Origin of the sequence: Halorhodospira halophila (assembly GCF_016653405.1) — a bacterium.
Taxonomy (GTDB): Bacteria; Pseudomonadota; Gammaproteobacteria; order Nitrococcales; family Halorhodospiraceae; genus Halorhodospira; species Halorhodospira halophila_A.
The window spans coordinates 379,856-399,351 of the sequence record NZ_NHSN01000025.1; the positions used below are offsets into that span (position 1 = coordinate 379,856).

Consider the following 19,496-nt stretch of genomic DNA (forward strand, 5'->3'; position numbering starts at 1 on the left):
CTTCAGTCCGCTTCGTCTGCCGCACCCCAAGCCACGGCAAAGCCGTTGGGGTAGCGCAGATCGACCCGCTCCATCGGGGCCTCTTGTCGTTCTTCCAAGGCCGGCAGCACGGCGGCGAAGCGCTCCACGCGCTCGCCCGGGTGCTGCCGGCCCAGGGCCATCTCAATGCCGCCCTCCAGCCGCGCGCTCCAGGACCCCCGGGGCGAAAGACCGAGCGCCACCAGGTTGACACCGCGCTCAGCGAGTCGTTGCTGCACCTCCCTGAACAAGCCGGCCATCTCACCCTCGCTGCCGTCCGGACCGCGCAGCACCGGGAGCCCCTCCGGGATGCTCGCCGGCCGCGGCTCGAACCGCCCGCCGTCGCGGTCGACCAGCGCCTGCTCTCCCCAGCGCGCCAGCGGCTCGCGCTCACGCAAGGTCACTTGGATCCGCCCCGGCCAGGCCCGGCGCACCTCGGCACCCGCCACCCAGGGCAGCGCCTCCAGGGCGTCCCGGGCGCCGCGCACATCCACCCCCAGCACACTCCTGTGCAAGTGCGGTGCCAGCGCCTGGCGCAAGTCATCGTCCGCCACGCGCTCCGGCGCGGCGCTCAGTTCCACCCGCTCCAGGGGCAGAATCCGCCCCTCCTGAAGCGCCACGGTGGCCATACCGGCAGCGCCGGTGGCCAACAGCGCCACCGCTCCACCCCAGAGCCAGCCCCGCAGCCCCGGGGCGCCGACCCGCTTGCGGCGCATAGGCTGCCGGCCCAGCAGGTCTCTCCAGTCTTCGCGGCTCACGGCAACGCCTCCCCGAGAATGCGAGCCACCAGCTCATCGAAACCGATACCGGCCTGCGCCGCAGCGATCGGGACCAGCGAGTGATCCGTCATGCCCGGGATGGTGTTCACCTCCAACAGCCACCAGCGTCCGTCGGCATCCCGCATGACATCCACCCGCCCCCAACCGTTGCCGCCGCTGGCGGAAAAGGCCTCGCGACACAGCGCGCCGAGCTCCGCCTCCTCGTCCGCACCCAGACCGCTCGGGCAGTGGTGCCCGGTATCGTCGGCCTGGTACTTGGCGGCGTAGTCGAAGAAGGCGTGGGATGTCTCCAGCCGGATCGACGGCAACGCCCGATCGCCGAGCAGCGCCACGGTGTACTCCTCGCCCTCGACCCACTGCTCCGCGAGGACTGTATCGTCGTAGGCCGCCGCTGCCCGGTAGGCCTCGGCCAGCTGCGCCGGCCCGTCAACCCGGGTCATGCCCAGACTCGACCCTTCCCGGACCGGCTTGACGATCACCGGATACGCCAGCCCCTCGGCCAGCACCGGAGACTCGCTGGTGAGCAGCTGACCCGCCGGCGTGGGCAGTCCACTACCCTGCCAGAGCCGTTTGCAGCGCCACTTGTCCATGCCCAGCGCCGAGCCGAGGACACCGCTGCCGGTGTACGGCACCCCGAGCAGCTCCAGCAGCCCCTGTACCGTACCGTCCTCACCCCCCCGCCCATGCAGGGCGATGAAGACCACGTCGTAGCCCCGCAGCCCCTCCAGGGCGCGGTCACGGGGGTCGTAGGCCTCGGCGTCGTAGCCGCGGCGCTGCAGCGCGGCGAGCACCGCCCCGCCACTGCGCAGGGAGATGTCCCGCTCGGCGGAAGTGCCCCCCATGAGCACCGCCACGCGACCGACCCGCTGCGGATCCGGGATACCAGTCATGGCCGCACCTCCCCGATCACATGAACCTCGGGTTCCAGCCATACACCGTGCACCACAGCAACCCGCTCCCGGACCTGCGCCATGAGCCCCTCGATATCCGCCGCACTGCCACCCTCGTTGATGATGAAATTGGCGTGGCGCTCGGAGACCCGGGCACCGCCGCGCCGCGCCCCCTTCAAACCGGCCTCCTCAATCAGCCGCCCGGCCGCATCCCCCGTGGGATTGCGGAAGACCGAACCGCAAGTGGGCTGCCCCACTGGCTGCACGGCGTTGCGATGCTGCAGCAGCGCCCGCACCCGCTCGCGGAGCACCTGCGCATCGGCGGGGGGCAGTTCCCAGGTCGCGGCTAGGAACCACTCGCCGGCGGGGCCGGCCACACTGCGATAGCCGATCCGGAAATCGGCCGGAGCCCGCCGCCGGATGTGCCCCTGGCGATCGATGGTCTCGACCTCGACCACGCGCTCCCAAGTCTCGCCGCCCCAGGCGCCGGCATTGAGGGCCAGGGCCCCTCCCACGGTGCCCGGGATACCGGCCAGGAACTCGAGCCCGGCCAGCCCCTCCCGGACTGCCGCCCGAGCCAGGCGACCGCACGCCACGCCGGCTTCCGCGTGGACCCGGCCATGCGCCCCCACCACCAGCTCGTCCAACCCGCCCTGGGTCAGGACGACCGTCCCTGCCACGCCATCATCGCGGACCAGCAGGTTGCTGCCCAGACCACACCAGAGCAGCGGCTCGTCAGCTGGCAGGCGCGCCAGGCAGTCGACCAGCCCGTCGCGGCCGGCCGGACAGCAGAGCCGACGCGCCGGCCCACCAACCCGCCAGGTGGTGTAGCCGGCCAGCGGCTCCTGCTCGCGCCACTCGCCGGGCCGGATCCGCCGCCGCTCGACCGCCGCGCTCACGCCGCACCTCCCGCCGCCGGGCCGGCGCCCAGGCGCGCCGGGAGCCCACCGATGCTGCCGGCACCCAGGGTCAGCACCACGTCGTTATCGCGCAGCAGCCCGGCCAGCAGCCCCGGCACCTCGTCCAGGCTGTCTGCGAAGATCGGCTGCGCACCGCCGCGATCGCGCACCGCCGAGGCCAGCGCCCGGCCGTCGGCGCCGGGCAAACGCGCCTCGCCGGCGGCATAGACCTCGGTGAGCACCAGCGCGTCGGTGCCACTGAGCACCCGCGCGAAATCGTCGAAAAGCTCCCGCGTGCGGGTGTAGCGGTGCGGCTGGAAGACCACCACCAGGCGCCGCTCCGGCCAGGCGGCGCGGGCCGCCTCCAGGGTCGCCTCCAGCTCCCGGGGATGATGGGCGTAGTCATCGACCAGCGCCGCCGCCCCCCCGGCGAGCGGGATGTCGGGATAAACCTGGAAGCGCCGGCCGATACCCTGGAAGCCGGACAGCGCCCGCTGGATTGCCGCCACATCCACCCCCAGCTCTCGGGCCAGGGCGATGGCAGCGGTGGCATTGAGCACGTTGTGCCGTCCGGGCAGGCTCAGCTCCACGGCGAAGGCGGCGTCATCGCCCTCCTCGACCCGGAACCGGGTGCGATGGCCGTCGGCCTCCAGGGCACTGACCCGCACGTCGGCATCCGCGGAGAAGCCGTAAGTCAGAACCGGCCGGCCGATCTCTTCGCGCAGCCGGCGCACCTCCGGGTCGTCGATGCAGAGCACCGCCAGGCCGTAGAACGGCAGATGGTGCAGGAACTCGATGAAGGTCCGGCGCAGGGCGTCGAAATCACCGCCATAGGTGCCCAGGTGGTCGGCATCCACGTTGGTCACCGCCGCCATCATCGGCTTGAGATGAAGGAACGAGGCGTCGCTCTCGTCGGCCTCGGCCACCAGGTAGGGCCCGGCACCCAGGCGCGCGTGCGCCCCGGCACTGATCAACCGCCCGCCGATGACGAAGGTCGGATCCAACCCGCCCTCGGCCAAGCAGCTGGCCAGCAGGGAGGTCGTCGTCGTCTTGCCGTGGGTGCCGGCCACCGCCACACCGTGACGGAAGCGCATCAGCTCGGCGAGCATCTCGGCCCGCGGCACCACCGGGATGCGCTGCTGGCGCGCCGCCTGCACCTCGGGGTTCTCCTCGGTGACAGCAGTGGAGACCACGACCGCGTCCACGCCCTCGACATGGCCCGGATCGTGGCCGATCCGCACCGCCACCCCGAGACCGAGCAGGCGCTCCACCACGGCGCCCGACTTGACGTCGGATCCGGTGATGGTGAAGCCGAGGTTGTGCAACACCTCGGCGATGCCACCCATCCCGGCCCCGCCGATGCCCACGAAGTGGATGCGGCGCACCCGGCCGAAGGCGCCACGGCCATCGGCCGGCGCGGCGAAACGCGGCTCGCGTGCAGGGACTGCATCAGCCATGGGCCACCTCCTCACAGATCGTCGCCACGCGGTCGGCGGCATCCGGGCGCGCCACGTCGCGAGCCGCCTCCCCCATCCCCGCCAGGCGTTCGCGGTCGGCGAGCAGATCGGCAAGCACCGCACCCAGCGCCCCCTGCTCCACGTCGCCCTCAGGCAGACACCGGGCTGCGCCGGCGGCGCACAGCAGCTCGGCGTTGGCCGTCTGGTGGTCGTCCACCGCCCAGGGGAGCGGCACCAGCACGGCCGGCACCCCGGCCGCGGCCAGCTCGGCCACGGTCAGGGCACCGGCGCGGGCCACCACCAGATCCGCCCAGGCATAGGCGCCGGCCATGTCCTCGATGAACGGCACCACCTCCGCGTCCAGGCCCAGCTGCCGATACCCGGTGCGCGCCTCCTCCAGGGTGAGCTCGCCGGCCTGATGCAGCACCTGCGGCCGCGGCCCGTCGAGGCCGGCCAGCGCTTTCGGGACGAAACGGTTCAGGGTCCGCGCCCCCTGGCTGCCGCCGAGCACCAGAACCCGCGGCGCCTCCGGGCGCCCGGCGTAACGGGATCGCGGCGCCTCCAGCCGGTGGATGCTTGTGCGGATGGGATTGCCCACCCACTCGCCCCGCGCCCCCAGGGTATCGGGGAACCCGGTCAGCACGCGGCGCCCGAGGCGAGCCAGGAAGCGATTGGTCAGCCCGGCCCGGGCGTTCTGCTCGTGGATCACCAGCGGCCGCCCGGTGAGCCGGGCGGCCAACCCGACCGGCCCGGCCACGTAGCCGCCCATGCCGAGGACCACATCCGGACGCCGGCGACGCAACGCGGCCCCGGCAACCGCCACTGCGCGCCCCAGCCGCCAGGGCAGCCGGAGCTGCGCGGCCAGCCCCTTGCCGCGCAGCCCCTGGATCTCCAGCCACTCGGCCTCGACCCCGGCGGCGGGCACGACGCGGCCCTCCAGGCCGCTGCGCGTCCCGAGCCAGACCACCCGGTGGCCACGCTCGCGCAGCAGCTCGGCCACCGCCAGGCCGGGGTAGACGTGCCCGCCGGTGCCACCGGCGGCGATGGCCACGGTCAGCGCGGTCATGACGGCTCCTCCTCGGGACGGCGCCCCTCGGCCCGCGCCTCGGCCAACTCGTAGCCACAGCGCAGCAGCAGCCCAATCATGGCGCCCGTCGCCAGGGCGCTGCTGCCGCCGTAGCTGAACAGCGGCAAGGTCAGGCCCTTGGTCGGCAGCAGCCCGGTGGCCACCCCCATATTGATGAACGCCTGCAGGCCGATGGCCAGCCCCACCGCCCAGGCCAGGTAACCGGCGAAGGGCAGTCGGTGGCGGTGGCACAGCCAGCCCATGGCCATAGCCCGCCAGACGATGTAGGCGAAGAGCAGGACCACCACGACCACGCCGATCCAGCCCAGCTCCTCGGCCAGCACCGAGAAGACGAAATCGGTGTGCGCCTCGGGCAGGTAGAAGAGCTTCTGCACGCTGCCGCCGAGCCCCACACCCAGCCAGTCTCCGCGGCCGATGGCGATCAGCGACTGGGTGAGCTGGAATCCGGTATTGAACGGATCGGACCAGGGATCCATGAAGGCGGTCACCCGCTGCCAGCGGTAGGGCGAGTAGACCACCAGGGCGGCGGCCGCCGCCGCCAGCACCCCCACCAGGGTGACGAACCGCCACAACGGCGCGCCCGCCAGGTAGAGCAGACCCACCGCCAGCGCCATGAGCATCAGCGCGGTGCCGAAATCGGGCTGCCGCAGCAGCAGGAAGGCACACGCCGCCGAAACCAGCACCGGGACCAGGAAGGCAGCCATGGAGGTGCGCAGCTGCTGCTGTCGGCGCACCAGGAAACCGGCGAGATAGAGGGCCAGCAGCACCTTGACCACCTCGGCGACCTGCAGGTTGAACACGCCCAGCGGGATCCAGCGCACGGCACCATTGACCTCGCGCCCCACACCGGGGATCAGCACCAGCACGAGCAACCCCAGCGCGACGAGCAGGAGCCCCGGGCCGGCCCGCTCCCAGGTGGCCAGCGGGACCTGCAGGAGGGCCAGGACCATGCCCAGGCCGAGCAGGGCGAAGAAGACCTGGCGCTTGAAGAAGTAGAACGGATCCCCGGTGGCCTGCTCGGCCATGGAAATCGAGGCCGAAGCGACCATGACCAGGCCGAGCAGCGCCGTAGCCGCCACCACCCAGACCAGCCGCTGGTCCAGGCTTGGCCACAGCGGCAGCCGCGTACCGCGTTCGGCAACGCCTGCGGTCATCTCAGCCATGGGCCACCTCCCCGCGAACGGCGTCGCGGAACGCCTCGCCGCGTGCCTCGAAGCCGCTGTAGGCATCAAAGCTGGCGCACGCCGGCGCCAGCAGAACGGCGTCACCCGGCTCGGCCCAGCGGGCGGCGGCCGCCACGGCAGCGGTCATGCCGCCGACCCGCTCAATGGGCACGCGGCCGGCGATGGCCGCCTCGATAGCCGGCGCGTCCTCGCCCACGAGGATGACGGCCCGCGCCGATTCGGCACAGACCCGGCCCAGCGGCCGGAAATCCGCACCCTTGCCCTGCCCGCCGGCGATCAGCACCACCGGCCGCTGCAGGCCGCTGATGGCAGCCACGGCAGCACCGACATTGGTCGCCTTGGAGTCGTTGATCCAGCGCACCCCGCACCACTCGCCCACCGGCTCCATGCGGTGCGGCAGTCCGGCAAAGGCCTTCAAGGCCTTGCACTGCGCGGCTTCCGGGATCCCCAAGGCGTCGGCCAGGGCCATAGCGGCCAGCGCATTGGCGCAGTGGGCGCGACCGGGCACGGGAAGCGCATCGGCGGCCACCCGCGGCCGACCGGCGACGGCGAGCCAGGTACCGCCGTCCCGCTCGAGCAGGTGGTAGTCGGCCGGCCGGTCGATCGCGAAGCGGCGCACCGTGCCGGCCTGGCGTCCCAGCTCGGCCAGATGTGGATCCTCGGCGTTGAGTACCGCTGTCCCGACCCCCTCGAGCAGCCGCGCCTTGACCGCCGCGTAGTCAGCAAGGCGGTCATAGCGGTCCATGTGATCGGCGCTGACATTGAGCACCGCCGCCACGTCGGCCTGAAACCCGGGGCACGCTTCCAGCTGGAAGCTCGACACCTCCAGCACATAGCCATCGGCCGGCGCCCGGGTCAGCAGCTCCAGCGCCGGCGTCCCCAAATTGCCACCCACGGCGACGTCGAGCCCGGCGGCCCGGGCCATTTCGCCGAGCAGGCTGACCACGGTGCTCTTGCCGTTGGACCCAGTCACCGCGCAGACCGGCGCGTTCACCGCCTCGGCGAACAGGGTCAGCTCGCCCACCACCGGCCGCCCGGCGGCGCGCAACTCGGCCCAAACCCCGTGACGCAGATCGAGCCCCGGACTGGCCACCACCCGAACCGCGCCGAGCAGGGTTTCCCGATCCAGCCCCCCGGTCACCACCTGGACCTCGGGGTGCTCGGCCTGCAGCTGCCCCAGGCGGGGCGGCTCGCTGCGGCTATCCACCACCACGACCGCCTCGCCACGGGCGCGCAGATGGCGCACGCAGGCCATCCCCGTGGCACCGAGGCCGGCGACGGCGGTATATCCGTGATGGCGGTCGCCTGCTGCCATTAGCGCACCTTCAACATCGCCAGACCGATCAGGACCAGGACCACGGTGATGATCCAGAAGCGGACGATCACCCGCGGCTCGGGCCAGCCCTTGAGTTCGTAGTGGTGGTGCAGCGGCGCCATGCGGAACACGCGCCGCCCGGTCAGCTTGTAGGAGAGGACCTGGATCATCACGGAGACCGTCTCCATGACGAAGATGCCACCCATGATGAACAGAACGATCTCCTGGCGGACGGCCACGGCCACCACGCCCAGGGCGGCGCCGAGGGCCAGGGCGCCCACGTCGCCCATGAACACCTGGGCCGGGTAGGTGTTGTACCAGAGGAACCCGAGTCCGGCGCCGACGATGGCGCCACAGAAGATCACCAGCTCCCCTACCCCGGGCACTGACGGGATCCCGAGGTACTCGGCGAAGATGTGGTGCCCGCTGGCGTAGGCGAAGACCGCCAGGCCGGTGGCCACCAGCACCGTAGGCATGATGGCCAGGCCATCGAGCCCGTCGGTGAGGTTGACGGCGTTGGAGCTGCCCACGATCACCAGCGTTGCCAGCGCGATGAACCCGATACCTAGCGGGAAGACCCACTCCTTGACCAGCGGCAGCACCAGGCTGGTCTCCACCGGGTCGGCGGCGGTGGCGAACAGGAACGTGCTTGCCGCCAGGGCCGCGAGCATCTGCAGCGAGAACTTGGTCCGGGCGCGCAGCCCCTGGCTGTCCTGCCGGGCCAGCTTGAGGGCGTCGTCGACCCCGCCGATCACGCCGAAGGCGAGGGTCACCAGCAGGACCACCCAGACGTAGCGATTGGTCAGATCCGCCCAGAGCAGGGTAGACACCGCGATGGCGACGAGGATCAGCGCGCCGCCCATGGTGGGGGTGCCCGCCTTCTCCAGGTGCGTCTGCGGGCCATCGTCCCGGACCTGCTGTCCGACCTGGTGGAGCACCAGGCGCTGGATCACCGCAGGGCCGATCATCAGCGCGATCCCCAGGGCCGTGAGCACCCCGAGGATGGTCCGGAACGTAATGTACTGGAAGACGTTGAATCCCGAGTAGAACGTCTCCAGCACCATGGCCAAGTGGTAGAGCACCTAGCGATCCCCCCCTTCCGTTGTCGATTCTTCCGCGGCCAGGCCTGCCGCCACGTGCTCCATGGCGGCGGAGCGCGACCCCTTCACCAGCACCACTGCATCGGCGGGCATCTCGGCCCGGCACGCCTCGATCAGCGCCGAGGCGTCGTCAAAACAGCGCCCGCCAACCCCGAAGCCCTCGGCAGCCGGGGCAGCGGCCCCGCCCAGGGTCCAAAGCCGCTGGATCCCGGCAGCCCGCGCCCGTTGCCCGGCGCGGCGATGCCAGTCCGCCGCCTCCCGGCCGAGCTCGCCCATGGCCCCGAGGAGCAGCCAGGGCGCACCGCCGAACTCCGTGACCGTATCGATGGCGGCCTGCAGGCTTGCCGGGTTGGCGTTGTAGGTATCATCCACCAGCCACCCCCCGTGACACCCCCAGCGCAGCTGCAGCCGCCCCGGCACGGCCGCGGCGGCCGCCACCCGCTCCAGGATGGTCCGGGCCGGCACCTCGAGCGCGGCGGCGCAGGCCGCGGCGGCGGCGATGTTCTGGGCGTTGTGGCGACCGAGCAGCGGCGTCGGCGCTGCCGTCCAGCCGCCTCCGAGATCCAGCTCGAGCCGGCTGCCCCGCCCCCGGTAGCGGATCTGACCGGTCTCGGCGCCGAAGGTCAGGCAGCGCCGCGCGCCGGCCAGCTCCCGCCACAGGCCGCTGTAGTCGTCGTCGGCATGGATCACGGCAACGCCGTGGCCGGGCAGCCCCTCAAAGAGTTCGCCCTTGGCGCGGGCGACTCCGTTGAGCGAGCCGAAGCCCTCCAGGTGTGCTGGCCCGGCGTTGGTCACCACACCCACGTCCGGCTGCGCCCACGCGGTGAGCTGTGCAATCTCACCGGGTGCGTTGGCACCCATCTCGATGACGGCGTAGCGGTGCCCACCATCAAGCCGGCAGAGCATCTCCGGGACGCCCAGCAGGTTGTTCCGGTTGCCCTCGGTGGCCAGCGTCGGACCGGTTTCGGCAAGCATCGCCGCCAGCAGTTCCTTGACCGTGGTCTTGCCGTTGCTGCCGGTGACGGCCACCACGCGCGCCCCGCTGCGACGCCGACACTCCGCGCCCAGAAGCGCGAGGGACGCGGCCGGGTCCTCGACCACCAGCGTGGGCAGCGCCGCCACCGGCCGAGCCCCGAGGACCGCCACGGCGCCCCGCGCCGCGGCGTCGGCAGCAAAGTCGTGGCCATCGCTGCGGGCCCCGGCCAGGGCCACGAAGAGCGTCCCCGGCGCGGACCGGCGGCTATCCAGCGCAACACCGTTCACCGTCGCACCGCCGTCACGACCGACGAGTTCGGCACCGGTCAGCGCAGCCACCTGATGCAGGCTCAGCGGGTCCATGCACCCTCCTCGGCAGCGCCGAGCAGCCGCGCCACCTCCTCACGGTCAGAGAAAGGCAGCCGGTGCCCGTCCACTTCCTGGTCCGTCTCATGGCCCTTGCCGGCGACCAGGACCACATCTCCGGCGCCCCCCCAGGCGACAGCCTCGCGGATGGCCGCGCCCCGATCCGCCACCAGTTCGGCCGCCTCGCCGGCCCCGTCGGCCACGGACGCCCGGATGGCTGCGGCATCCTCGCCCCGGGGGTTGTCATCGGTGATCACCACCCGGTCGGCCAGGCGCGCTGCGACCTCGCCCATCAGCGGGCGCTTGCCGGTGTCGCGCTCGCCCCCGCAGCCGAATACGACGCAAAGCCGCCCGTCGGTATGCGCGCGCAGGGCGCTCAGCGCCTGCTCCAGGGCCCCCGGTGTATGGGCGTAGTCCACCACCACCAGCGGTGCCCCGACGGCCTGGAACTGCTCCATCCGCCCCGGCACCGGACGCAGCGTCGCCAGCCGATCGAGAACGGCGTCCATGGGCCGCCCTAAAGCCAGGGCCGCCGCCACTGCCGCCAGTACGTTGGCCACGTTGAAACGCCCGAACAGGGGCAGTCGCACCGAGCGTCGGATCGCGCCCAGACAGAGTGTGAGCTGAACGCCGTCGGCCACCGGGGTTACCGCCTCGGCGGAGAGGTCCGCAGCGGCGCCGGCAGCGCTGTAGGTGAAGACCGCACCGGCGGCCCGGTCGTGCAGGCGCCGGCCGAGTTCGTCGTCCAGGTTGAGCACCTGGGCCCGCAAACTGGGGAACTCGAACAGCCGGCTCTTGGCGTCGGCATACGCCTCGACCGAGCCGTGGTAATCCAGGTGGTCGCGCCCCAAGTGGGTGAGTACGGCCAGATCCACCGCTGTGGCGGACAATCGCCCCTGCTCCAGGGCGTGGGAGGAAGCCTCCATGGCCACGCCGCGGGCGCCCGCCTGGCGACAATCGGCCAAGGCCTCCTGCAGGGCCACAGCGTCCGGTGTGGTCAGCACACCCGGGCGCAGCCGGTCCACCAGGCCGTGGCCAAGGGTTCCGACCACGCCCCAGGGCGCCTCGGCGGTGCTGAGCAGCTGGGCAATAAAATGGGTGACCGAGGTCTTGCCGTCGGTGCCGGTAACCGCGATGACATCCAGATCCCGGGATGGCTCCCGGTAAAGGCGCGCAGCAACAGCACCAAGGTATCGGCGCAGGCCCGGCACACCGACCATCGGCACGCCGGCCGCCTCGGCAGCGGCACGCGCCGGCGCGGCATCAGCGTCGTCGTCCGTATCCCACGCCACAGCAGCAGCCCCGGCAGCTACCGCTGCGGGCACGTAGGCAAGTCCGTGCTCGCGGCTGCCGGACAGCGCCAGGAACACGGCGCCGGGCTCAAGGCGCCGGGTATCGAGGGCCAGCCCGCGGACCGAAACCGCCGGGAGTTCGCCACCGACCCACGGTTCGAACAGCCAGCGCAGGGTGACCCCGGATGCGGACAAAGCGCTCATGACCCCTCCCCCTCGGCGACGACGGGCACCTCGAGCTCCGGGAGATCGTCCGGCGGCACGTTGAGCATCCGCAGCGCACTGCCCATCACCCGGGAGAACACCGGCGCCGCCACCTGGCCGCCGTAGTAGAGATCGCCGCGGGGCTGATCGATGGTCACCGCCATGACCAGCCGCGGGTCCGACGCCGGGGCGAAACCGACGAAGGAGGCGAGGTAATCCTCCTCGGCATAGCCGCTGGGGCCGCTCTTGAGCACCGTGCCGGTCTTGCCGGCCACCCGGTAACCGGAGATGGCCGCACGGGTGCCGGTCCCGCCGGGCTCGACCACGGCCTCGAGCATGGCGCGCAGCTCGGCAGCCAGATCCGGGTCGAGCACCTGCCGGCCCTGCGGGGGATCATCCAGGGCGCGAATAGAGACCGGGCGCATCACCCCGTCGCGGGCCACCGCGGCGTAGGCGCGCGCCAGCTGCACGGGCGTGGCGGTCACGCCGTAACCGTAGGAAAGCGTAGCGCGCTGCACGTCGCCCCGCGGCGGCGCCGGCAGGAAGTGCCCGGCGACCTCGTCGCGCAGGCCGCTGCGGGTACGCTCGCCGAAGCCCACATCCTCCAGGGTGCTCCAGAGGGCCCGCGGCTCGGTCTCCAGGGCCATCTTGACCGTGCCCACGTTGCTGGATTTCTGCAGCACGCCGGCAATGTCGAGCTCGCCGTAGTCGAGGAAATCGCGGACCGTGTGCCGCCCCACGCGCATGGTCCCCGGCGCGGTATCGAACTCCTGCCCGCTGCGCACGGCCCCGCTGGACAGGGCGGCGGCGATGGTGAACGGCTTGATCACCGACCCCGGCTCCTGGGCCCAGCTCACCGCCCGATTGCGGCGCTGCTCGGCCTCGACGCCGGAGCGGCGATGGGGATTGAACGAGGGCTGGCTGACCATTGCCAGCACCTCACCGGTGGTTGCATCCAGCACCACGGCCGCACCGCCCTCGGCATCGTGGCCATGGACGGCGCGCTTGAGTTCGCGGTACGCCACATACTGGATGCGCCGGTCCAGCGAGAGGCGGATGTCCTCGCCGGGGCGCGGCTCGCGCAGCAGCTCGACATCCTCGATGGTGCGCCCGAAGGGATCACGGACCACACGCTTGGCGCCGCTACGCCCGCTCAGGGCATCGTTAAAGGCGCGCTCGACGCCGCCCAGCCCACGACCATCGATGTCCGTGAAGCCGACCAGCTGCGCGGCCACCTCGCCGGCCGGATAGAACCGGCGGAACTCCTGCTGCAGCTGAACACCCGGCGCATCCAGTTCCTGGATGCGCGCCGCCACCCGTGGGGACAGGTGGCGCCTCAGGTAGACGAACTGCCGCCCCTCCCGGGCCTGCAGGAAGTCGCGCAGCTCGGCCGGAGCACGCTCGAGGGTCTGGGCCACGGCGGCGACGGCCCCCCGGTCCTCCAGCAGCTCCGCCGGGTCGGCCCAGGCCGACTCTACCGGTGAACTGATCGCCAGCGGCTCGCCGTTGCGATCGGTGATCACCCCGCGGTGCGCCGGCATGCTCACCGTACGCAGGTGGCGGGCGTCGGCCTCGTCGCGCAGGAACTCGCTGTTGATCACCTGCAGATCCAGGGCGCGCAGGATCACGGCACCGGCAGCCAGGGCCAGCACCACCACGACGCTGTAGAGCCGCCAGCGTGGCGGCCCCTGAAGCGGGGGTTGTCGGCGCGTGTTCCTGCTCACTCTCGCCACCTCAAGGGCGCCTCAGGATGATGATCTCGTCACGCTCGGGCAGCGCCATGCCCAGCTCCTCGCCGGCGACGCGCTCCAGACGGCTGTGCCCGGCCCACGCCCCCTGCTCAAGCTGCAGCATGCTCCACTCCTCGCGCAGCCGATCGCTGCGCTCGAGTTCGTCCTGCAGGGTCACGAAGACCCCGCGGTACTCGTGCTGGACGGCCACCACGCCGATGGCACTGGCGACCACCGCCGGGACCAGCACGGTCATGCCCCAGACCGCACGGCTCATGACAGCCGCTCCGCTACGCGCAGCACCGCACTGCGTGCGCGCGGGTTGCCGGCCACCTCGTCGTCGCCCGCGCGCAAATCGCGTCCCAGCGGCCGCAGACGGGGCTGACAGCCTTCCGGCGGCACCGGCACCGACGGCGGCAGATCGCCGACGCTCGAGGCCCGGCGGATGAACCGCTTCACGCGCCGGTCTTCCAGGGAGTGGAAAGCGATGACGGCCAGTCGCCCGCCGGGGGCGAGCAGGTCGATGACCCCATCGAGGAAGCGGTCCAGCTGTCCGAGTTCGTCATTGACCGCAATGCGCAGGGCCTGGAAGGTCCGCGTCGCCGGATGGCGCCCGGGCTCGCGGCGTGGCACCGCCTGCTCGACCAGCCGGGCCAGCGCCAGGGTGGTGCGCGGCGGCTCACCGGCCTCGCGGGCAGCGACGACGGCACGGGCGATACGCCCGGCGTGGCGCTCCTCCCCCAGCTGGCGCAGGATCCCGGCGATCTCGCGCACGCTCAAACGCTCGAGCAACGCCGCGGCCGACTCGCCGGAACTCGGGTCCATGCGCATGTCCAGCGGGCCGTCCCGCTGAAACGAGAAACCGCGGTCGGGGTTGTCAACCTGCGGCGACGAGATACCGAGATCCGCCAGCAGGCCGTCGATACCGGCGGTCAGACCATACCCGGACAACATTCGGGGCAGATCGGCCAGCTCGGCACCGAGCACGGTACAGCGGGGGTCATCCGATAGGGTCTCGCGGGCGTGGGCCAGCGCCTCGGGGTCGCGATCCGCGACCCACAGCTGGCCGCGGGGCCCCAGCCGCTCGAGGATGCCGCGGGCGTGGCCGCCACGACCGTAGGTGGCGTCCACATAGCAGCCGTCCGGGCGCACGGCGAGCGCCTCCAGCGCGGCCTCGTAGAGGACCGGCCGGTGTGTCGTCGCCGTTGGCTTCTGCTCCGCCACTGCGCGCATCTCCGCTGCGGACATGACGCCCCCTGACCTGATCTACAGGGCGAGGCTCTCCAGCTCCCCGGGGAGCTCGGCATCCGACGCGGCCGCCTCCTGCAGCCAATCCGCCCGCCGCTGCTCCCAGAGGGACTCATCCCAAAGCTCAAACTTGTTGCCCTGCCCGATCAGCACCACCCGCTTTTCCAGGCCGGCGTATTCACGCAACGGCGGGGGGACCAGGGCGCGTCCGTTGCCGTCAACCTGGAGTTCCTGGGCGTGACCGATCAGAAGGCGTTTGAGTCGCTTGGCGCTCGGCTGGAGGTCCGGCAGGGCGATCAGTTTGCGCTCGATCTCTTCCCACTCGGGCAGCGGGTAGAAGACCAGGCAACGATCGCGATAGTCGATCGTTGCCACTACCTCGCCGCTGCAGTGACTCAGGAGGCGGTCGCGGTGCCGGGACGGGAAGGCTAGCCGCCCCTTGGCATCCAGGTTGAGTTGGTTGACTCCGCGAAACACCGCGCCCCCCGCTGCTCCATGCCGTGCCCTTTTATCCCACTTTTAACCACGTTGCGACACTATAGGAGGGGGCCCACACCCCGTCAACCAGCCGTACCGCCGCACTGCCCGGCGCCAAACATGAAGTTACGCACGGGATTTCAAGTCGAAGGGCGGCCGATGCGACAACCAACTAACTGGCGTTACGGGATGTTAACCGCATGTGCTAATAACGCACATCGGCTCTATTGGGTATCTACCTGTCATTGAAGGGTTGACGTGCTCGCGCGCGTTCGTAATATGGGGGTGGAGTCGGCCGGATGGCCGCTGTGCCGCACCGCGGCACGGAGGAAAGTCCGGGCTCCACAGGGCAGGGTGCCAGGTAACGCCTGGGGGGCGTGAGCCCACGGAAAGTGCCACAGAAAACAGACCGCCGATGGCCGCCGCGGGGCGGCGGCACAGGTAAGGGTGAAAAGGTGCGGTAAGAGCGCACCGCGCGACCGGTAACGGTTCGCGGCACGGTAAACCCCACCCGGAGCAAGGCCAAATAGGGGAGCCATGGCGTGGCCCGCGCCGCTCCCGGGTAGGCCGCTAGAGGCGTGCGGTGACGCACGCCCCAGAGGAATGGCCATCCTCGACAGAACCCGGCTTACAGGCCGACTCACCTCTTTTTTCCGCCACGCGACCTGTGACTCAGCCCCGGGCGAGTTCCAGGGCGCGCTGGTATAGGGCGTTGCGCCGCCCCCCGGTCAGGCGCGCAGCCACGCGAGCCGCCTGCTTCACCGGAACCCCTTCGCCGAGCAGCGCGCGCAGCGTGTCATCGGCGTCGGCGCCTGCCTCCCGCGCCGGCGCCCCCTCAAGGACCACGACGATCTCTCCCCGCTGCTGATTGCTGTCCGCCTCCACCTGCCCCAGGACCGCCTCCAGCGCACCGCGCAGCAGCGTCTCGTGCACCTTGGTCAACTCCCGCGCCACCACGACCCGGCGCTGTCCACCGCAGATCGCGACCAGATCGCGAAGGCAGGCGGCGATGCGGTGCGGCGCCTCGAAGAAAACCGCGGTCCGCGGCTCGGCCGCCAGCTCCTGCAGCCGGCTGCGCCGGGCGGCATCGCGCGAAGGCAAGAAGCCGTCGAAGACGAACCGGTCCGCCCCGAATCCGGCCACCGAGAGCGCGGCCGTGACGCTGCAGGCCCCCGGCACCGGCGACACCGGCACCCCCTCGGCGGCGGCAGCGGCCACCAGCCGGGCGCCCGGGTCGCTGAGCAGCGGCGTACCCGCATCACTGACTAGGGCCACATCCCGGCCGGCCGCCAGGATCCGGAGCAGGCGGGGCAGGCGCGAGGCCTCGTTATGCTCGTGCAGGCTCAGCAGGCGCGCCCGCAGGCCGTACTGCTCCAGCAGACGCCCCGTGCGCCGCGTATCTTCGGCGGCCACCCACTCGACACCGCCCAGGATCTCGGCCGCCCGGCGGCTCAGATCGGCCAGATTCCCGATCGGCGTCGCCACCACCCACAGCGTCCCGCCGCCGTTTGACACGGGTGCGACGGGCGCCGGATACTCCGAAGGCTTATCCACAGGCTTCTCCGACGGTTCCCATGACCTGCCCCTCGCGCGTTCTCCAGTTCCTGATCGCGGCCGCGCTGCTGGCGGCACTCTACAGCTGTGCCCCGGCACCGGTCACGCCGGCCGACGCCCCGGAGCAGACCGAGGCGCAGGCGGATGAGGCCCGCGGCGCGGGCGAGACCGCCCGCGCCGCGGAGCTCTATGATGCGGCAGCGGAGGCCTACGAGGAAGCGGCGGACCGCAATCGAGTCAGCATCGCCGCTGCACGCACCTGGCTGGATGCCGACGAGCGCGACGCCGCCACCACGGCGCTGGCCCGGGTCGAGCCGGATCATCTCGACGACCGGGGACGGGCGCATTTCACCTTGGCCCGCGCCCAGCTCGCCTTGGCCCGCGAGCGGCCGGACCGGGCCGCATCGCTGCTCGATAACCTGGCCGAGCCACCGGCCGGCGAGGAGGCGGATTACCACCGTCTACGCGCCACCGCAGCCGCCGGCCTGGACAACCACCTGATGGTGGTGGAGCAACGCGTGGCCCTCGAGGACCACTTGGAGACGCCGTCGCAGCGCGACGAGAACCGCAACCTCATCTGGCAGGCCCTGGGGCGGGCCCCGGCGCAACAACTCCAGGCCATCGAGCCGGACGCCGACACCTACGGCGGCTGGATCCGCCTGGCGCAGATCGCCCGCAGCCACCGCCTCGACCCGGGGCGCCTCGAGGAGGCGGTGTCCGCCTGGGAGGAGGCCTATCCAGACCACCCGGCGCGCGACCGCCAGGCCACCGAACTCATCACGCGCTTTCATGAGCGCATCCGCCGGCCAGAACACGTCGCCCTGCTGCTGCCACTCAGCGGAGACTTCCGCGATGCCGGCCGCGCCGTCCGTGACGGCATCCTCGCCGCCTACTTCAACGACGCCAACCGTCGCCCGGAGGTCACCGTCCACGACACCGGTGGCGAGGCGGAGCGGGCCCGCGCGGCCCTGGCCGAGGCCCGGGAGGCCGGCAGCGACGCCGTCATCGGGCCCCTGACCCGCGACGCTGTCCGCGCCGTCGCCGACATCGATGACGCGCCCCCGATCCTGGCTCTCAACACCCTGGAGGACGGCGACAGCCATGACCACCTGTTCCTCTTCCCCCTCAGCCCGGAGGCAGAGGCCCAGCAGGCCGCCCGGCACGCGCACCGCCGCGGCTGGACCAGCGTGGTGGTTCTCGCGCCGCGGACCGACTGGGGTGAGCGGGTCCAGCAGGCTTTCCAGGAGGCCTTCGAGGCGGGCGACGGCACGGTCCTGCAGAGCGAAGCCTACGACGCCGATGAAACGGACTTCTCAGGCCCCATCCGCGAGGTGCTCAACCTGCGCATCAGCAGCCGCCGCCACCAGGAATTGACCCGAACCTTCGGCCAGACCCTGGAATACCAGCCGCGCCGCCGCCAGGACGTCGACGCCGTCTTCCTCGCCGCGTTCCCCGAAGCGGGCCGACTGCTGCGCCCGCAGCTCGAATACCACCACGCCCAGGACGTGCCGGTCCTGTCGACGTCGCATATCTACGGTGGCACCCCACGCCCCGAGGACGACCGCGACCTGGACGGCCTGCACTTTGTCGACGGCCCCTGGCTGGTGGGCCAGTCGCCCGGGATCCCGGCGGAGCTCAAGCACGAGCGGCTGACCGAGAAGCTCGGTGATGTCATGGCCCGCCAGGCCCGGCTGGTGGCCCTGGGCATCGATGCCTACCGCATCTTCCCGTACCTAGAAGTGCTCGAGGAGCACCCGGAAGAACGCCTGGACGGGCTGACCGGGGGGCTACACCTGAACAGCGAACGGATCGTCGAACGCGAGCTGGTGACCGCGCAATTCGTGCGCGGGCGCCCGGTATTCCGCCAGCCGGCCACGGAGGGCAGGCACCATGACACCGAGAAGGAGGGGGAATGACCCCCGCGACCGGGGCCACGAGGCCGAGGAGCGGGCACGCGCCTACCTGGAGCGGCGGGGGCTGCGAACACTGGCACGGAACTTCCGGACACGCCGGGGCGAGATCGACCTGGTCATGGCCGATGGCGGCGTCACCGTGTTCGTCGAGGTCCGCCGACGCAGCCACCCGGGGTACGGCGGCGCAGCCGCGTCCGTGGACCGCCGCAAGCGCCAGCGCCTGAGCCGCGCCGCCAACGTCTGGCTGGCCCGAAACCCCGGGTGGGCCCGATTCGATGTAGTCGCCACGGACGGAAACGAAGTGCACTGGGTGCGCGATGCGTTCCAGGAAGAACGCTGACCGGCCCGGCAAGACGACAGCGAGGATTCATGGATTCCCACGAACGCGTGGCACAGCTCTTCCACGACAGCATCCGCGCCAAGCAGGATGCCCTGGATCGCATCGCGCCGGACATCGTCCGGGCCGGGCGTGCCATGGCCCGGGCCCTAGGCGCCGAGCGCAAGATCCTGATCTGCGGCAACGGAGGCTCCGCCGCGGACGCCCAGCACTTCTCCTCGGAGCTGCTCAATCGCTTTGAGATGGAGCGACCGGGCCTGCCGGCCATCGCGCTGACCACCGACTCCTCCACACTGACCTCGGTGGCCAACGATTACCACTACGACGAGGTCTTCGGCCGGCAGATCCGCGCCCTAGGCCACGAGGGGGACATCCTCCTGGCCATCTCCACGAGCGGCGGCTCGGGGAACATCCTCGCAGCCCAGCAGGCCGCCACCGAACGGGGCATGGTCACCGTCGCCCTCAGCGGCCGGGACGGCGGGCCACTTGCCGCCAACCTCTCCAGCGACGACATCGAGATCCGCGTGCCCAGCGAGACCACGGCAAGGATCCAGGAGGTCCACCTGCTGGCGATCCACTGCCTGTGCGATCTGATCGATCGCACGCTGTTCGGCGGGCCGGGCGGCTAGTCCGCGAAGCCGGGTCGACCACGGCCCCCGGCCGGCCCCGCC

The 19,496-nt window shown here is 71.6% G+C and carries 18 protein-coding genes and 1 other RNA gene; 4 read left to right on the forward strand and 15 right to left on the reverse strand.

Annotated elements, in window-relative coordinates:
• Positions 1 to 2 precede the first annotated feature (2 nt).
• Genes CCR79_RS11130 through mraZ form a run of 14 tightly spaced genes read right to left on the reverse strand, consistent with a single transcriptional unit; the run spans position 3 to position 15,021 of the window.
• Positions 3 to 776: a cell division protein FtsQ/DivIB gene (locus CCR79_RS11130; protein WP_201172451.1), complete on the reverse strand. Its 774-nt coding sequence runs from the start codon at positions 774 to 776 to the stop codon at positions 3 to 5.
• Positions 773 to 1,687, reverse strand: a complete 915-nt coding sequence (locus CCR79_RS11135; RefSeq protein WP_201172454.1) for a D-alanine--D-alanine ligase — start codon at positions 1,685 to 1,687, stop codon at positions 773 to 775. The genes CCR79_RS11130 and CCR79_RS11135 overlap by 4 nt, the downstream gene beginning before the upstream one ends.
• Positions 1,684 to 2,586: a UDP-N-acetylmuramate dehydrogenase gene (gene murB, locus CCR79_RS11140; RefSeq protein ID WP_201172457.1), complete on the reverse strand. Its 903-nt coding sequence runs from the start codon at positions 2,584 to 2,586 to the stop codon at positions 1,684 to 1,686. The genes CCR79_RS11135 and murB overlap by 4 nt, the downstream gene beginning before the upstream one ends.
• Positions 2,583 to 4,043: a UDP-N-acetylmuramate--L-alanine ligase gene (gene murC / locus CCR79_RS11145; RefSeq protein WP_201172460.1), complete on the reverse strand. Its 1,461-nt coding sequence runs from the start codon at positions 4,041 to 4,043 to the stop codon at positions 2,583 to 2,585. The genes murB and murC overlap by 4 nt, the downstream gene beginning before the upstream one ends.
• Positions 4,036 to 5,109 carry an undecaprenyldiphospho-muramoylpentapeptide beta-N-acetylglucosaminyltransferase gene (gene murG, locus CCR79_RS11150; protein WP_201172462.1) on the reverse strand — a complete coding sequence of 358 codons (1,074 nt, stop codon included), beginning with the start codon at positions 5,107 to 5,109 and terminating at the stop codon, positions 4,036 to 4,038. Before murG ends, murC begins: the two co-directional genes overlap by 8 nt.
• Positions 5,106 to 6,293 carry a putative lipid II flippase FtsW gene (gene ftsW, locus CCR79_RS11155; protein WP_201172464.1) on the reverse strand — a complete coding sequence of 396 codons (1,188 nt, stop codon included), beginning with the start codon at positions 6,291 to 6,293 and terminating at the stop codon, positions 5,106 to 5,108. Before ftsW ends, murG begins: the two co-directional genes overlap by 4 nt.
• Entirely contained in the window at positions 6,286 to 7,629 is a 1,344-nt protein-coding gene (gene murD / locus CCR79_RS11160; protein WP_201172466.1) for a UDP-N-acetylmuramoyl-L-alanine--D-glutamate ligase, read from the reverse strand. The genes ftsW and murD overlap by 8 nt, the downstream gene beginning before the upstream one ends.
• Positions 7,629 to 8,693 carry a phospho-N-acetylmuramoyl-pentapeptide-transferase gene (gene mraY, locus CCR79_RS11165; RefSeq protein ID WP_201172595.1) on the reverse strand — a complete coding sequence of 355 codons (1,065 nt, stop codon included), beginning with the start codon at positions 8,691 to 8,693 and terminating at the stop codon, positions 7,629 to 7,631. Before mraY ends, murD begins: the two co-directional genes overlap by 1 nt.
• Positions 8,694 to 8,711: 18 nt before the next feature.
• Positions 8,712 to 10,067, reverse strand: coding sequence for a UDP-N-acetylmuramoyl-tripeptide--D-alanyl-D-alanine ligase (locus CCR79_RS11170; protein ID WP_201172468.1), 1,356 nt, complete (start codon positions 10,065 to 10,067; stop codon positions 8,712 to 8,714).
• On the reverse strand, positions 10,055 to 11,566 hold the full coding sequence (locus tag CCR79_RS11175; RefSeq protein ID WP_201172470.1) for a UDP-N-acetylmuramoyl-L-alanyl-D-glutamate--2,6-diaminopimelate ligase: 1,512 nt from the start codon (positions 11,564 to 11,566) through the stop codon (positions 10,055 to 10,057). The genes CCR79_RS11170 and CCR79_RS11175 overlap by 13 nt, the downstream gene beginning before the upstream one ends.
• Positions 11,563 to 13,290: a penicillin-binding transpeptidase domain-containing protein gene (locus CCR79_RS11180; RefSeq protein WP_201172472.1), complete on the reverse strand. Its 1,728-nt coding sequence runs from the start codon at positions 13,288 to 13,290 to the stop codon at positions 11,563 to 11,565. The genes CCR79_RS11175 and CCR79_RS11180 overlap by 4 nt, the downstream gene beginning before the upstream one ends.
• 10 nt (positions 13,291 to 13,300) lie before the next feature.
• Complete coding sequence (gene ftsL, locus CCR79_RS11185; protein WP_201172482.1) at positions 13,301 to 13,573, reverse strand: cell division protein FtsL; 273 nt, start codon at positions 13,571 to 13,573, stop codon at positions 13,301 to 13,303.
• Positions 13,570 to 14,544 carry a 16S rRNA (cytosine(1402)-N(4))-methyltransferase RsmH gene (gene rsmH, locus CCR79_RS11190; RefSeq protein ID WP_201172485.1) on the reverse strand — a complete coding sequence of 325 codons (975 nt, stop codon included), beginning with the start codon at positions 14,542 to 14,544 and terminating at the stop codon, positions 13,570 to 13,572. The genes ftsL and rsmH overlap by 4 nt, the downstream gene beginning before the upstream one ends.
• 18 nt (positions 14,545 to 14,562) lie before the next feature.
• Positions 14,563 to 15,021: a division/cell wall cluster transcriptional repressor MraZ gene (gene mraZ, locus CCR79_RS11195; RefSeq protein ID WP_201172489.1), complete on the reverse strand. Its 459-nt coding sequence runs from the start codon at positions 15,019 to 15,021 to the stop codon at positions 14,563 to 14,565.
• A gap of 287 nt (positions 15,022 to 15,308) precedes the next feature.
• Here mraZ and rnpB point away from each other — a divergent pair.
• Positions 15,309 to 15,668, forward strand: an RNA gene (rnpB, locus tag CCR79_RS11200) — RNase P RNA component class A.
• Between the two features lie 25 nt (positions 15,669 to 15,693).
• Here rnpB and rsmI read toward each other — a convergent pair.
• Positions 15,694 to 16,536: a 16S rRNA (cytidine(1402)-2'-O)-methyltransferase gene (gene rsmI, locus CCR79_RS11205; RefSeq protein ID WP_238640834.1), complete on the reverse strand. Its 843-nt coding sequence runs from the start codon at positions 16,534 to 16,536 to the stop codon at positions 15,694 to 15,696.
• Between the two features lie 59 nt (positions 16,537 to 16,595).
• Here rsmI and CCR79_RS11210 point away from each other — a divergent pair, with 59 nt between their 5' ends.
• From CCR79_RS11210 to CCR79_RS11220, 3 genes are read left to right on the forward strand one after another with little or no spacing between them, the layout of a single operon-like run.
• The gene (locus CCR79_RS11210; protein WP_201172495.1) at positions 16,596 to 18,491 is read left to right on the forward strand and encodes a penicillin-binding protein activator; all 1,896 of its coding nucleotides are present in this window, start codon (positions 16,596 to 16,598) and stop codon (positions 18,489 to 18,491) included.
• Positions 18,466 to 18,828 carry a YraN family protein gene (locus CCR79_RS11215; protein WP_201172498.1) on the forward strand — a complete coding sequence of 121 codons (363 nt, stop codon included), beginning with the start codon at positions 18,466 to 18,468 and terminating at the stop codon, positions 18,826 to 18,828. The genes CCR79_RS11210 and CCR79_RS11215 overlap by 26 nt, the downstream gene beginning before the upstream one ends.
• A gap of 29 nt (positions 18,829 to 18,857) precedes the next feature.
• Positions 18,858 to 19,454, forward strand: a complete 597-nt coding sequence (locus tag CCR79_RS11220) for a phosphoheptose isomerase (RefSeq protein ID WP_201172502.1) — start codon at positions 18,858 to 18,860, stop codon at positions 19,452 to 19,454.
• The last annotated feature ends 42 nt before the right edge of the window (positions 19,455 to 19,496 follow it).